The following is a 12,760-nucleotide window of genomic DNA, read 5'->3' as shown; positions in this document are numbered from 1 at the left end:
CTCACGACCTCCTTCGCCACACCAGCCGCGTCAGCGTCGCCGCGACTTTCGCCGGGGCGGGCTGCCGGGGCCGCTTTTTGGCTTCCGGCGCGGATTCCGGCATCACCCGGTACACGAGATGCGCCGCGAACCGGGCGAGGTCAGGGGCTGCCAGCGAGGCCAGTTCCGCGGCTCGGCCCTCGGGAAGGCTCAGGATCTGCGGCCGCCGCTCGATCGCCTTCACCACCAGCGCCGCGGCGCGTTCCGGGGAACTCGCGGGCAGCCCGCGGTACGACCCGGTCGGCGCGATCATGTCGGTGCGCACCAACGGCATCCGGACCGACGAGAACGTGACGCCGTCGGACAGCGTCTCCCGCCCGGCGGTCAGGCCGAACTCCTCGAGCGCGGCTTTCGAGGCCAGGTAAGCGGAAAACCGCGGCGTGTCGGTCTGCAGGCCCTGCGTGGTGACGTTCACGACGTGGCCGAACCGGCGTTCGATCATCGAGGGCAGCAGGCCGAGGGTCAGCCGCACGGGGCCGAAGTAGTTGATGGCCATGGTGCGTTCGTAGTCGTGGAAGCGTTCCGTTGACAGCTGCACCGAGCGTCGAATGGACCGTCCGGCGTTGTTCACCAATACGTCCACCGCACCGTGGTCGGCGAGGACCGCCTTTACGAGACTGTCGACCGCTTCGCCGTCAGTGAGGTCGCACGGGTACGCCGCCGCTTCGCCGCCTGCTGCGGTGATCTCGCTACGCACGTCTTCGAGTTCTTCAGCACGCCGCGCGACGAGAAGCACCTTCGCACCGCGACGCGCGACAGCCAGCGCACTCGCGCGGCCAATGCCGGACGACGCACCGGTAATGAGGACAACGCGTCCTTCGAGCCCTGGACGGCGAGCGTGGTCCGGGTCGAGATGCGCGCGCCAGTAGCGGTAGAGCGGTTCGGCGTAGTCGCGAAGCTCGGGAAGGTGGACGCCGCTGCCGTACAGCTCCGAAGTGGTGCGCGCGGTGTCGAACTCCACCTCCATGTTCAGGTGGGGGAGTACTTCGAGGGGAATTCCCAGCTCGGTCAACACGGCGGCCCGCGTCGCCCGTCCAGTCGGCAGACGGTCCACAGCGGTCGCGAGCCGAGACGCTGTGCTGCGAAGCAGGCGAGACGGCACAGTCGTGCGTACGCGCGGCGCTCCGGCAACGCGGGCGAAGGCGTTGTAGACCTCGTGCAGCTTCTGCGGCCGCGGCGAAGCAAGGTGGTACGTACTGCCCGAAGGCGCTTCGCGGTGCATGAGGTTTTCCATCGCGGCGACGACGTAGTCGACCGGAACGAGGTTCGTGGCCCCGAGATTAGGGGCGACAAGCGGCAGCTGCTTCGGCAGCGCGGCGAGCCGCGAGATGGCGGGCAGGAAGTAGTACGGCCCGTCGATCTTGTCCATCTCGCCGGTGCGCGAATCGCCGACGACCGCCGAGGGCCGGTAGACGCGGAACGGCACGTCGGACTGCGCGCGGACCAGCTTCTCGGCCTCGAACTTCGTGGCGTGGTACGGAGAACTGAAGGACTGCCCGAGGTCGAAGTCGGCTTCGGTGAAGCGGCCGGCGTGATCGCCCGCGACGGCGATGGACGAAACGTGGTGCAGCAGCCGCGCCCCGGCGGCCGCGGCGAAGGCGAGCAGGTTCCGCGTGCCCTCGACGTTCGCGGCCCGGTTCGCCGCGTCGTCGGCGGTGAAGTCGTAGATCGCGCCGAGGTGGACGACGTGGTCGACCCCGTCGTAGCCGGCCGGGTCGAGGCCGAGCAGCGGTTCGGTGAGGTCGCCGACGGCGGGGACCAGGCGGTCGGCGTTCGGCCACTCCCGCGCGAGTTCGGCCAGGCGGTCGCGCGAGGTGTTGCGGACGAGCACGTGGACGGCGGTCGTGTCCCGCCGCGCGAGCAACCGGGCGACCAGGCGCTTTCCGAGGAAGCCCGTCGCGCCCGTGACGAAGTAGGTGGTCATGGCCGGCACCTTTCGGGGTCTGCGGGTGCCGACTCTACCTACTGATGAGTAGGAACGGTAGTTGTCAGTCGGTTCCGGTGCGGCGAGCCGACGTCGCGGTGGCCACCACGGCGTCGCGCAGGGCCGCGCGCAGCCGTCCGACCTCCAGCGGGCCCAGCACCGCCGCCTCTCCCGGCGGTGCGACCAGGACGACTTTGTCGTCGCTGCTCACGAACACCGTCACGTCGCGCCGCCGCCCCGCCAGGTCCCGGCAGCCGACCGTCCACTCGTTCCGCACCGCACTGTCGTCCCGCGCTGTCACGGCCTTCGCCCTCCGATCACGTAGTGCCCGTGTCCTTCGTGCGCGAGTGGGACCGGCGGCTTCGGGGCGGCTTACGCCGGTTCACCCGAATTGCCTACTGGCCGGTTTTCCACGGGGTGTGACCAGCCGCGTACCGGAGTAGCGTCGGCCACCGCACGCCGCGGGCACTCGGGAGGACGGATGTCGGAACCTCGGAAGATCGTCATCGTCGGATCAGGGCTGGCCGGCGCCACCGCGGCGGCCACCATTCGAGAACGCAGTCTCGACGGCGAAGTCCTGCTGCTCGGCTCCAGCCCGCACCGGCCGTACGAGCTGCCGCCGCTGTCGAAAGCAGTGCTGCTCGGCAACGCCGACGAACCCGACTGGGTGCGCGAAGAGGGCTACTGGGCCGAGAACGACATCAAGCTGCTCTCCGGCACCACGGCGACCCGGGTAGAACTGGGTGCGCGCCTCGTCCTCGACGACGCTGGAGGCGAACACCGCTACGACCGTCTTGTCTTAGCGACTGGCTCGCGCCCGCGGACATTGAAGGTGCCCGGCGGCGACCTGCCCGGCCTCTACACGCTTCGCACTCTCGATGACGCGCTGCGGCTGCGTGAGGCTTTCGAAGCAGCGAAGCGGGTACTGATCGTCGGCGCAGGCTGGATCGGCACTGAAGCCGCCGCGGCCGCGCGTACGCACGGCGCTGAGGTGACTGTGGTCGCTCCGGAGAAGCTGCCGCTCGCGAACGTCCTGGGCGACGAAGTGGCCGGTGCGTTCTACCGTCTGCACGAAGAACACGGCGTGCACTGGCGTCTCGGCGAAGGCGTCGCAGCGATCACCGGTGACACCTCAGCGACCGGCGTCCGACTGTCGAGTGGCGAAGAGCTGTACGCCGACGTTGTGCTCATCGCTGTGGGCGCTGCCCCCAGCGTCGAGCTGGCACACGCTGCCGGCCTGGAGCTGGCCGACGACGGCGGTGTCGATGTCGACGCAGGTCTGCGTACAGCGGCACCTGACGTGTACGCGATCGGCGATCTCGCTTCGCAGTTCCATCCGCGCTACGGCCGCCGCGTACGCGTCGAGCACTGGGCGACAGCGCGTACGCAGGGCGAGCACGTGGCAGTCAACCTCTTCGGCGCGAACGAGCCGTACCTGAACACTCCGTACTTCTTCTCCGACCAATACGACCCGGACCGCGGCGGCCCGGCGATCGGCTGCGAATACCGCGGCCTGGCGGTCTTGGACCGGGACCGCGTCGTAGTGCGCGGCGACCTCGCGGCTTACGACTTCACGGCGTTCTGGGTGACCCCGGACAATGAGGTTTCGGCCGCGCTGAACGTCAACCAGTGGGACGACGGGGACGCGCTGCAGAAGCTGGTCGACGAACGCATCGCGGTCACCGACGACCAGCTCCGGAGCGGGAATCTCGCCGACCTGGGCTGACCGCCAGCGTCGCGAACGACAGCAGGGCGAGCACCCCGAACCCGGCCATCACGGCGGTCATCGGAACCGCCGTGCCGGACCCGCCGAGCCCGACCAGCGGCGTCGCGATCCCGCCGATCGCGAACTGCAGCACTCCCAGCAGCGCCGACGCCGATCCCGCGGTGCGCGCGTGTGCGGCGAGCGCGAGGGAACTGGCGTTCGGGCTGATGATTCCGATGCAGGACACCATGAGCAGCAACGGAATCAGCAACGCGGGCAACGGAAGGTGCAGGATCGCCGCGGTCAGCGTGGCCAGGCCGGACAGCGTCGACACCGTCAGCCCGGTACGCAGCAGCGTCCGTTCAGGAAACCGGCCGACGAGCCATCCGTTGAGCTGCCCGGCAAGCACGATGCCGACGCCGTTGAGCCCGAAAACGACGCTGTATTCCTGCGGGCTGAGGCGGTAAACGTCCTGCAGCGCGAACGACGAACCCGAGATGTACGCGAATAGCGCGGCGAAGTTGAGCCCCGCCGTGAGCGCATAGCCGAGAAAGGTGCGATCGGCGAGCAGCCGCCCGTACGTACGAAGCACGCCGCCCAGCCGCGCCGGATGCCGCCGCTCGACCGGCAACGGCTCCGGCAGCGCGAACGCGACCGCGCCGAGCAGCAGCACGCCGAACCCGGTGAGGACGACGAACACGCCGCGCCAAGACGTGAACGTGAGCAGTTGACCGCCGAGCACCGGAGCGAGGATCGGCGCGAGCCCGTTGACGAGCAGGAGAAGCGAGAAGAACTTCGTCATCGCGGTGCCGGTGTAGAGGTCGCGGACGGCCGCGCGGGCGATCACGATCCCAGCCGCCGCGCCGAGCGCCTGGACGCTCCGAGCCGCGATCAGCAGTTCAACGCCAGGACTAGCCGCCGCCGCGACCGACCCGGCGATGTACAGCCCCAGCCCGGCCAGCAACGGCCGCCGCCGCCCCAAGGCATCCGACAACGGCCCAGCGACGATCTGGCCGACCGCCAGCCCGACGACGAACGCGGTGAGCGTCAGCTGGACGGTGGTGTCGGAGGCCTGGAAGTCGCCCGCCATCCGGGGGAGGGCGGGGAGATACATGTCGATGGAGAGCGGACCGAACGCGGAGAGGCCACCGAGGACGAGGAGCCGCCGGATCTTGCCCGGGGCCGGACGGTCGGGGAGGGTGGCCGGGTGATCGGCGGGGTGTTCCGTGGTGGGTGGGGTCGCGGTGGGGTGTTGGGCTGCGGAGTGGTCGGCCGTGGGGTGGTTGGGGGTGGGATGTTCCGTGCCGGAAGGGCCCGCACCGGAATGTTCGGCTGCGGGTTGGTCCGGCGTCGGGTGGTTCGCTGTGGAGTGATCGGCTGTGGGGTGGTTGACGGCGGAATGCTCCGCGCTGGATGGAGCCGCGGTGGGGTGTTGGGCGGCGGGTTGGTCCGGCGTGGGGCGGTCCGCTGTGTAGTGGTCGACGCTGGAATGCTCCGTGCTGGATGGGGTCGCCGCGGAGTGATCGGCTGCGGAGTAATCCGTCGTGGGTCGGTTCGCGGTGGGGTAGTCGACGGTGGAATGTTCCGTGCCGCAAGGGCCCGCAGCGGAGTGATCGGCTGCGGAATGGTCCGTCGTAGGTCGGTCCGCTGTGGAGTGATCCGCAGCGGAGTGGTCGGACGTGGAGTGGTGGGTGGCGGAATGCTCCATGTCGAGAGAGCCGTCAGCGGAATATTCACCTGCGGAATGATCCGACGTCCCCCGGCTCACCCTGGACCGATCGGCCCCGGAGCGCCCAACCCCCGAACGCCCCGGCGCCGAGCGATCCGCAGACCCCCGCGGCAGATTGTCCTCCGACGGCGATTCCCGTTCAGCGGCACACAACGATCTCGCCGCACCGCCGGGATGCCGCTCGTCCGGCCCTGTCGTGTCTTCCGTCCCCATCCGCGCCGCACCGTCTCCTCCGTCGTGGCGGGACCTCCCCGCCACGACGAGTGTCCGTTATCCGCCCGGCAGCCCGGTGATCGGATCAATTTCCGCAGCAAATCCTCCTTCCCTCTAGATCTGCCCGCCACCTGTGCGCTATACATCGGATGTATCACGTGAACGGTGTCGAGAGAGGGGTTCGTCCGTGCGGTTTGTGCGTCTCGGGGCAGCGGGGGCTGAGCGTCCGTTCGTCCGTGCCGGTGACGGCACCCTCCACGACCTCTCCGGGGTCACGCCGGACATCGACGGCGCGTTCCTCTCCGGCGACGGCCCGGCCAAGGCCGCGCGGGCGCTCGAAGCCGGGGAGCTGCCGGTCGCCGACGAGGCCGGGCTGCGGGTCGGCGCGCCGATCGCCGCGCCGGGCAAGATCGTCTGCATCGGGATGAACTACCGCCGCCACGCCGAGGAAACCGGCGCGGCCGTGCCGACCGAACCGGTGCTGTTCATGAAAGCCCCCGACGTCATGGTCGGACCGTTCGACGAGGTGCTGATCCCGCGCGGCTCCACGGCCACCGACTGGGAGGTCGAACTCGGCGTCGTCATCGGGAAAACCGCCCGCTACCTGGAAAGCGCGGACGAAGCGCTGGCGCACGTCGCCGGGTATGTCGTGTCCAACGACGTCTCCGAGCGCGATTTCCAGCTGCACCGCGGCGGCCAGTGGGACAAGGGCAAGAACTGCGAGACCTTCAACCCGCTCGGCCCGGAGCTGGTGACCGCCGACGAGATCCCCGACCCGCAGGCGCTCGGCCTGCGCACCTGGGTCAACGGCGAGAAGGTGCAGGATTCGTCCACAAAGGACATGGTGTTCGGCGTCGCCGAGATCATCCATTACCTGAGCCAGTTCATGGTGCTGCGCCCCGGCGACCTGATCAACACCGGCACCCCGGAGGGCGTCGCGCTCGGGCAGCCCGAACCGAAGCCGTACCTGCGCGCGGGCGACGTCGTCGAACTGGAAATCGACGGCCTCGGCAAGCAGCGCCAGACTTTCGGGCAGGCCTGACATGGCGAAAATCGTGGCTATGGAGGTCCGGGACGTCCGTTTCCCGACGTCGCGCGACCTCGACGGTTCGGACGCGATGAACCCGGATCCGGACTATTCGGCGGCTTACGTCGAACTGCACACCGACGCCGGGCCGGACGGTTACGGCCTCGCGTTCACCATCGGCCGCGGCAACGACGTGCAAGCCGCCGCGATCCGTGCGCTGGCACCGCATGTGGTCGGCCGTGACGTGCCGGAAGACGCGGAAGCGCTCGGCGACCTTTCGCGAGCGTTGGTCGGCGACTCGCAATTCCGTTGGCTGGGACCGGAAAAAGGCGTGGCGCACATGGCGATCGGTGCGATCGTCAACGCCGCGTGGGACCTCGCCGCACGACGTGCCGGGCTTCCCTTGTGGAAGTTCGCTTCGCGGATGACGCCGGAAGATCTGGTGTCCCTTGTGGACTTCCGCTACCTGTCCGACGCGCTCACCGAACAGGAAGCGCTCGACATCCTGCGTGCCGCCGAATTCGGGAAAGCCGAACGGATCGCCAAACTCGAGGCCGAGGGATATCGCGCGTACAGCACGTCGGCGGGCTGGCTCGGTTACTCCGACGCGAAACTCGTGCGGCTGGCCGAACAGGCTGTCGCCGACGGTTTCGAGATGATCAAGTTGAAGGTCGGCGGGAATCTCGAGGACGATGTCCGGCGAATGAAACTGGCGCGCGAGACTGTCGGTGCGGGAATCCGGATCGCGGTCGACGCGAATCAGCGCTGGGACGTCGCGACGGCGGTGTCGTGGATGACCGCGCTGGCACCGTTCGATCCATATTGGATTGAAGAGCCGACCTCGCCGGACGACGTTCTCGGCCACGCAGCCATCGCGAAGGCGCTCGCACCGATCAAGGTCGCCACCGGCGAACACGTGCAGAACCGCGTGGTATTCAAGCAATTGCTGCAGTCCGGTGCGATTGACGTGCTGCAGCTGGACGCCGCACGCGTCGGCGGAGTGAACGAGAATCTCGCGATCCTGTTGCTGGCGGCCAAATTCGGCGTTCCGGTGTGTCCGCACGCCGGCGGAGTCGGGTTGTGCGAGCTGGTGCGGCATCTGTCCATGTTCGACTTCGTGGCAGTGTCCGGTTCGGACGAAGACCGCACCATCGAATGGGTAGACCACCTGCACGACCACTTCACCGATCCGGCCGTCGTGCGCGACGGCCGGTACCTCGCCCCGACCGCACCGGGCTTTTCCGCGCGCATGCACGACGCTACGCTGCGCCGGTTCAGTTTCCCGGACGGTCCTGAATGGACGGAGAACGCGCAGTGAGCGAATTCGACGGCTTGGTCGCCGCGGTCACCGGCGGCGCTTCGGGCATCGGCCTGGCCACGGCGAACCTGCTGGCCCAGCGCGGCGCGAAGGTGGCCGTGCTCGACCTCAAGACCGACGAGGTGCCCGAGCCGCTGGCCGGATTCCGCTGCGATGTCACGTCCGACGCCGAGGTGCGTGCCGCGGTCGACGCGGTGGCCGAACGCTTCGGCCGGCTCGACATCCTGATCAACAATGCGGGAATCGGTGCCCAGGGCGACGTCACCGCGAATGACGACGACGAATGGCACCGCGCGTACGACGTGAACGTGGTCGGAATGGTGCGTACGGCGCGAGCTGCCTTGCCGCACTTGAAAAACTCGCCCGCGGCGGCAGTCGTGAACACCTGCTCGATCGCCGCGTGGGCCGGGTTGCCCGCGCGGGCGCTGTACTCGGCCACGAAGGGCGCGGTGCTGTCGCTGACCCTCGCGATGGCCACCGACCACCTGCCGGACCGGATCCGCGTCAACTGCGTGTGCCCCGGAACCGCGGACACTCCGTGGGTCGGCAGGCTGCTCGACACCGCAGCGGACCCGGAGGCGGAACGGAAGGCGCTCGCCGCCCGCCAGCCGATGGGGAGGCTGGTGACCGCGGACGAGGTCGCGAACGCGATCGCGTACCTGGCCAGCCCGCTTTCGGCATCGACTACCGGCACCGCGCTCGCGGTGGACGGCGGCATGTACGGCCTGCGCCCGCGCGGACCCGTGCAGAACTGATCTGCTTAGCCAACAAGGCCTGTCATCAAGGAGGATGCGGTGCGTACGAAGGTGATCCGGCTGGCCGCCGCGGTGGCCGCCTGCGGTTTGGTGCTCGGTGCGTGCGGGTCCACTAAGGACAAACCGGCGGCAGCGGCGAGCGGCGGCGGCACCGGCAAGGTCGGGGCGACCCTGCCCCTGCTGACCTCGCCGTTCTGGCAGGCCTACAACAAATACGTGCCGCAGATGGCGAAGGAGCAGGGGCTCGACGCGCTGCCGACGGTGAACGCCGACAGCGATCCGGCCAAGCTCATCACGGACATCGGCACGCTGCTCAGCCAGGGCGTGAAGGGACTCGTCGTCACGCCGCTCGACTCGGCCGCGGTCGTCGCCGGGCTGAAACAGGCTGAGAACAAGGGCGTTCCGGTGGTCGCGGTGGACGTCGCGCCGGAAAGCGGCAAGGTCGCGATGGTGGTTCGGGCGGACAACAAGGCCTACGGAACCAAGGCGTGCGAAGAAATCGGCAAGCGCGTGAAGAGCGGCAAGGTCGTTCAGGTGATGGGCGACCTCGCGTCGGTCAACGGCCGTGACCGGTCGGCGGCGTTCCGCGAGTGCATGAAGCAGAAATACCCGGATGTCAAGGTGCTCGAGGTCGCCGCCGAATGGAAGGCGGACAAGGCTTCGTCCGGTTTGGACAGTCTGCTGACCGCGAACCCGGACATCAAGGGCGTGTACATGCAGGCCGGCGGGGTTTACCTCGCGCCGACCGAGCAGGCGCTCAAGCGCAAGAACCTGTTCTTCCCGGTCGGCGACCCGAAGCACGTGGTGCTGGTGAGCAACGACGGCATCCCGCAGGAGCTGACCGCGATCCGCAACGGCGAACTGGACGCGACCGTCTCGCAGCCTGCCGACGCCTACGCCAAGTACGGCATGTACTGGCTCAAGAAGGCGATGGCGGGCGAGACGTTCAAACCCGGCCCGACCGACCACGACTCCACGATCGTCGAGATCAGCCCTGGCATCCTGGAAGACCAGCTGCCCGCGCCGGTCGTGACCAAGGACAACGTGGACGACAAAGCGTTGTGGGGTAACAACCTGTGAGCGCGCCGGTAGTGCAGGCGGACGGCGTCGGGAAGCGGTACGGGCCTACCGTGGCGCTGCACGACGTCAGCCTCACCGTGCGGCCCGGCGAGTCACACGCACTCGTCGGCCGCAACGGGGCGGGCAAGTCCACGCTGGTGTCCATCCTCACTGGACTGTCCGAAACGGACACTGGCAGCGTTTCCTTCGGCGGGGTACCGGCGCCTCCGCTGTCCAAACAGGACGACTGGAAGGCGCGCGTGGCGTGCGTGTACCAGCACGCGATGGTGGTGCCGCAGCTGACGGTCGCGGAGAATCTGTTCCTGAACCGGCAAGCTCAGGGCGGTTTCGCGATCGGCTGGAAGAAGCTGCGCCGGCAAGCGCGGGAGCTGCTGGACTCGTGGGACGTCCGGGTCGATGTGGACACTCCGGCTGGCGAACTGTCCGTTGAGGACCGTCAGTTCGTCGAGATCGCCCGCGCGTTGAGTTACGGTGCCCGGTTCATCGTGCTGGACGAACCGACCGCGCAGCTGGACAGTCAGGCCATCGAGCGGCTTTTCGCGCGCATGCGGCAGATGCAGGAAAACGGCGTCACCTTCCTGTTCATCTCGCACCACCTGCACGAGGTTTACGAGGTGTGTCAAGCGGTTACCGTCCTGCGCGACGCTCGGCATGTGCTCACCGCGCCCGTCGAGGAGGTCAGCCGCGCAGCGCTGGTCGATGCGATGACAGGGGAACAGGGCGGCCTGGCCGTGCGCGACGCAGCCACCCGTGACCCGCTTGCGGTCGACGCCGAAGAGGTGCTCGCCGTGGATGGGTTGTCTGGCGACGGCTTCCACGACGTCTCCCTCCGCGTCCACCGCGGCGAGGTCGTCGGTCTCGCCGGGAGCAACGCGAGCGGCAAACATCAGGTGGCCGAGACGGTCTACGGCCTGCGCGCGCCCACCTCAGGAACCGTTTCAGTGAACGGAAAACGCCTGCCTTCGGGCGACATTCCCGCCGCCCTGCGCGCGGGAATCGGCTGTGTCCCCCGGGACCGGCACCACGAAGGCCTGGTGCTGGAACACTCCATTATGGACAACGCGACGCTGTCCGTGCTCGATCGGATGGGCCGCGGCGGCTTGGCGTCCCCGAAGGTCCGCCGCGAACGCGGAGCGCGCGCCCTGACCGACTACGACATCGTGGCGGCCAGCCCGGACCAGCCGGTTTCGGATCTGTCCGGCGGGAACCAGCAGAAAGTCGTGCTCGCCCGGGCATTGGAGAGCGATCCGCGCGTGGTGGTGCTGATCAACCCCACCGCGGGAGTGGATGTGAAGTCGAAGGAGGCCCTGCTCGCGGTCGTGGACCGCGTGCGGGCCGAGGGGAAGGCGGTGCTGCTCGTGAGCGACGAGCTGGACGACCTGCGCCTGGCCGACCGCGTGCTGGTGTTGCGCGCCGGCGAGGTGGCCGCCGTTCACCAGGCCGGCTGGTCCGACGGGGACCTGGTGGCGGATATCGAAGGAGTCGGGCTCCATGACTGACCTGATGAGCGACCCGCAGACGGCGCTGCCCGCGGTACGGGCGAAGCGCCGGAAGTCGGCGTGGCTGCGCGAACTGGCGCTGCTGCCCGCGCTCGTGGTGGTGTTCGTGATCGGCGGGCTGATCAGCGACACGTTCTTCACCTTCGACAACATCATCAGCATCCTTTCCGCGGCGGCGGCGTTGTCGCTGGTCGTGCTGGGCGAATCGCTGGTGCTGCTGACCGGCAAGTTCGACCTGTCGCTGGAATCCACGATGGGCATCGCCCCGGCGATCGGCGCGATGCTGGTCATCCCGGCGGCGTCGTCCGGCTTCGGCACCGAATGGCCCTCAGTGCTCGGCCTGGTCGCGATCCCCGTGGTCGGAGCCCTGATCGGGTTCGTGAACGGCTTCCTGATCGTGAAGCTGAAGCTCAACGCGTTCATCGTGACGCTGGCGATGCTGACGGTCCTGCGCGGAACCCAGATCGGCACGACGAACGGCAAGACGCTGTTCGACCAGCTGGACGCGTTCACCGCGCTGGCGACGACGACGTTCGCCGGACTCCCGATGTCGGTCTGGCTAGCGGCGGCGCTGTTCGTCCTCTTCGGACTGGGCCTGCGCTACCACCGAGTCGGCCGCTCGCTGTACGCGATCGGCGGCAACCGAGAAGCGGCGCGGGCCGCGGGAATCCGGGTAGACCGCATCTCGTGGGCGGTCTTCGTGGTGGCCGGAGTCCTGGCTGCGATCGGAGGCCTCGCGTACACCGGCTACGTCGGCGCACTGGGCGCCGACCAGGGCGACGGCCTGATCCTGCAGGTCTTCGCCGCAGCGGTGATCGGCGGCGTCTCCCTGGACGGCGGCCGAGGCACCCTGGTCGGCGCACTGACCGGGGTCCTGCTGCTGCAGTCGGTGGACAGCCTGCTGCGCATCGCCCAGGTCCCGGCGGAATGGCTGAAGGCGATTTACGGGGGGATCATTTTGATCGCTCTGATCATCAGCCGGTATGCCGGCGGAAAGCCCCAGACCTGATCGGTGGAGGTTCGGTGATCATCCGACCTTCTTGGTGCACAAGCTCGGGCGGCTTCGCGCCTGGTGCGGTGGTTGGCTGGTCGGGTGGCGCGGTCGTTGGCTGGTGGGCTGGTGTGGTTGGTCCGGGTGGCTCGCTGGCTGGCACGGTTGGCCGGTCGGGTGGCGTTGTCCGCCGGGGTAGCTCGGTGACTGGTCTGGCCATTGGCCGATTGGCTGGCGCGGTCGGTCTGAGTGGCTCGCTGGCCGGTGTGGTGATCGGCCGGTCGGATGGCGCGGTGACCGGTGCGGTGGATGGCGTCGCGAGGAAGCTCGTGAAGGGCCCCTTCATCCCGCCAGCCGGCGAACGAGTTTCCTGCGTTTCGGCCCTGCGCGTACGACGGGTCCTTTCGCCTTTCCGGGTTCGGCACTCGCCGTTCCCCGCCGCACGATCGACGCGAAAGTCCCCCTCGCTCCAGCTAGGTG

Annotated in this window: 10 protein-coding genes; 7 read left to right on the top strand and 3 right to left on the bottom strand. The window is 68.6% G+C overall.

All coding sequences use genetic code 11. The features are described from left to right. Position 1 precedes the first annotated feature (1 nt). Positions 2-1,963: an SDR family oxidoreductase gene (locus F9C12_RS14665; RefSeq protein WP_409466233.1), complete on the bottom strand. Its 1,962-nt coding sequence runs from the start codon at positions 1,961-1,963 to the stop codon at positions 2-4. Positions 1,964-2,027: 64 nt separating this feature from the next. Next, positions 2,028-2,264: a hypothetical protein gene (locus tag F9C12_RS14660; protein WP_037810157.1), complete on the bottom strand. Its 237-nt coding sequence runs from the start codon at positions 2,262-2,264 to the stop codon at positions 2,028-2,030. A gap of 180 nt (positions 2,265-2,444) precedes the next feature. Here F9C12_RS14660 and F9C12_RS14655 point away from each other — a divergent pair, with 180 nt between their 5' ends. Further along, positions 2,445-3,689 carry an NAD(P)/FAD-dependent oxidoreductase gene (locus F9C12_RS14655; protein ID WP_409466232.1) on the top strand — a complete coding sequence of 415 codons (1,245 nt, stop codon included), beginning with the start codon at positions 2,445-2,447 and terminating at the stop codon, positions 3,687-3,689. Here F9C12_RS14655 and F9C12_RS14650 read toward each other — a convergent pair. Then, complete coding sequence (locus tag F9C12_RS14650) at positions 3,643-4,782, bottom strand: multidrug effflux MFS transporter (protein WP_409466231.1); 1,140 nt, start codon at positions 4,780-4,782, stop codon at positions 3,643-3,645. The two genes, F9C12_RS14655 and F9C12_RS14650, sit on opposite strands and share 47 nt — an antisense overlap. Positions 4,783-5,797: 1,015 nt before the next feature. Between F9C12_RS14650 and F9C12_RS14645 the strand changes: the two genes are divergently transcribed. The 6 genes from F9C12_RS14645 to F9C12_RS14620 are packed head-to-tail and all read left to right on the top strand — an operon-like array spanning position 5,798 to position 12,298. After that, positions 5,798-6,652, top strand: a complete 855-nt coding sequence (locus F9C12_RS14645; protein WP_409466230.1) for a fumarylacetoacetate hydrolase family protein — start codon at positions 5,798-5,800, stop codon at positions 6,650-6,652. A 1-nt stretch (position 6,653) separates the two neighbouring features. Continuing rightward, positions 6,654-7,955, top strand: a complete 1,302-nt coding sequence (locus F9C12_RS14640; RefSeq protein WP_409466229.1) for an enolase C-terminal domain-like protein — start codon at positions 6,654-6,656, stop codon at positions 7,953-7,955. Continuing rightward, positions 7,952-8,710 (top strand): SDR family NAD(P)-dependent oxidoreductase, encoded by a 759-nt coding sequence (locus F9C12_RS14635; protein WP_409466228.1) that lies wholly within the window; start codon positions 7,952-7,954, stop codon positions 8,708-8,710. The genes F9C12_RS14640 and F9C12_RS14635 overlap by 4 nt, the downstream gene beginning before the upstream one ends. 39 nt (positions 8,711-8,749) lie before the next feature. Next, positions 8,750-9,790, top strand: coding sequence for a sugar ABC transporter substrate-binding protein (locus F9C12_RS14630; RefSeq protein ID WP_037810163.1), 1,041 nt, complete (start codon positions 8,750-8,752; stop codon positions 9,788-9,790). After that, positions 9,787-11,289: a sugar ABC transporter ATP-binding protein gene (locus tag F9C12_RS14625; RefSeq protein ID WP_409466227.1), complete on the top strand. Its 1,503-nt coding sequence runs from the start codon at positions 9,787-9,789 to the stop codon at positions 11,287-11,289. Before F9C12_RS14630 ends, F9C12_RS14625 begins: the two co-directional genes overlap by 4 nt. Then, a complete protein-coding gene (locus F9C12_RS14620; RefSeq protein WP_409182514.1) occupies positions 11,282-12,298 on the top strand; it encodes an ABC transporter permease in 1,017 nt (338 codons plus the stop codon). The genes F9C12_RS14625 and F9C12_RS14620 overlap by 8 nt, the downstream gene beginning before the upstream one ends. The last annotated feature ends 462 nt before the right edge of the window (positions 12,299-12,760 follow it).

Origin of the sequence: Amycolatopsis sp. GA6-003 (genome assembly GCF_046267895.1) — a bacterium.
Taxonomy (GTDB): domain Bacteria; phylum Actinomycetota; class Actinomycetes; order Mycobacteriales; family Pseudonocardiaceae; genus Amycolatopsis.
This window is presented reverse-complemented; position numbering and strand designations above follow the sequence as displayed.

Bases quoted from the DNA above. Each gene is read 5' to 3' on its own strand.
- F9C12_RS14650 (WP_409466231.1), bottom strand. From the start codon at position 4,782: ATGTATCTCCCCGCCCTCCCCCGGATGGCGGGCGACTTCCAGGCCTCC.
- F9C12_RS14665 (WP_409466233.1), bottom strand. From the start codon at position 1,963: ATGACCACCTACTTCGTCACGGGCGCGACGGGCTTCCTCGGAAAGCGC.
- F9C12_RS14640 (WP_409466229.1), top strand. From the start codon at position 6,654: ATGGCGAAAATCGTGGCTATGGAGGTCCGGGACGTCCGTTTCCCGACG.
- F9C12_RS14620 (WP_409182514.1), top strand. From the start codon at position 11,282: ATGACTGACCTGATGAGCGACCCGCAGACGGCGCTGCCCGCGGTACGG.
- F9C12_RS14655 (WP_409466232.1), top strand. From the start codon at position 2,445: ATGTCGGAACCTCGGAAGATCGTCATCGTCGGATCAGGGCTGGCCGGC.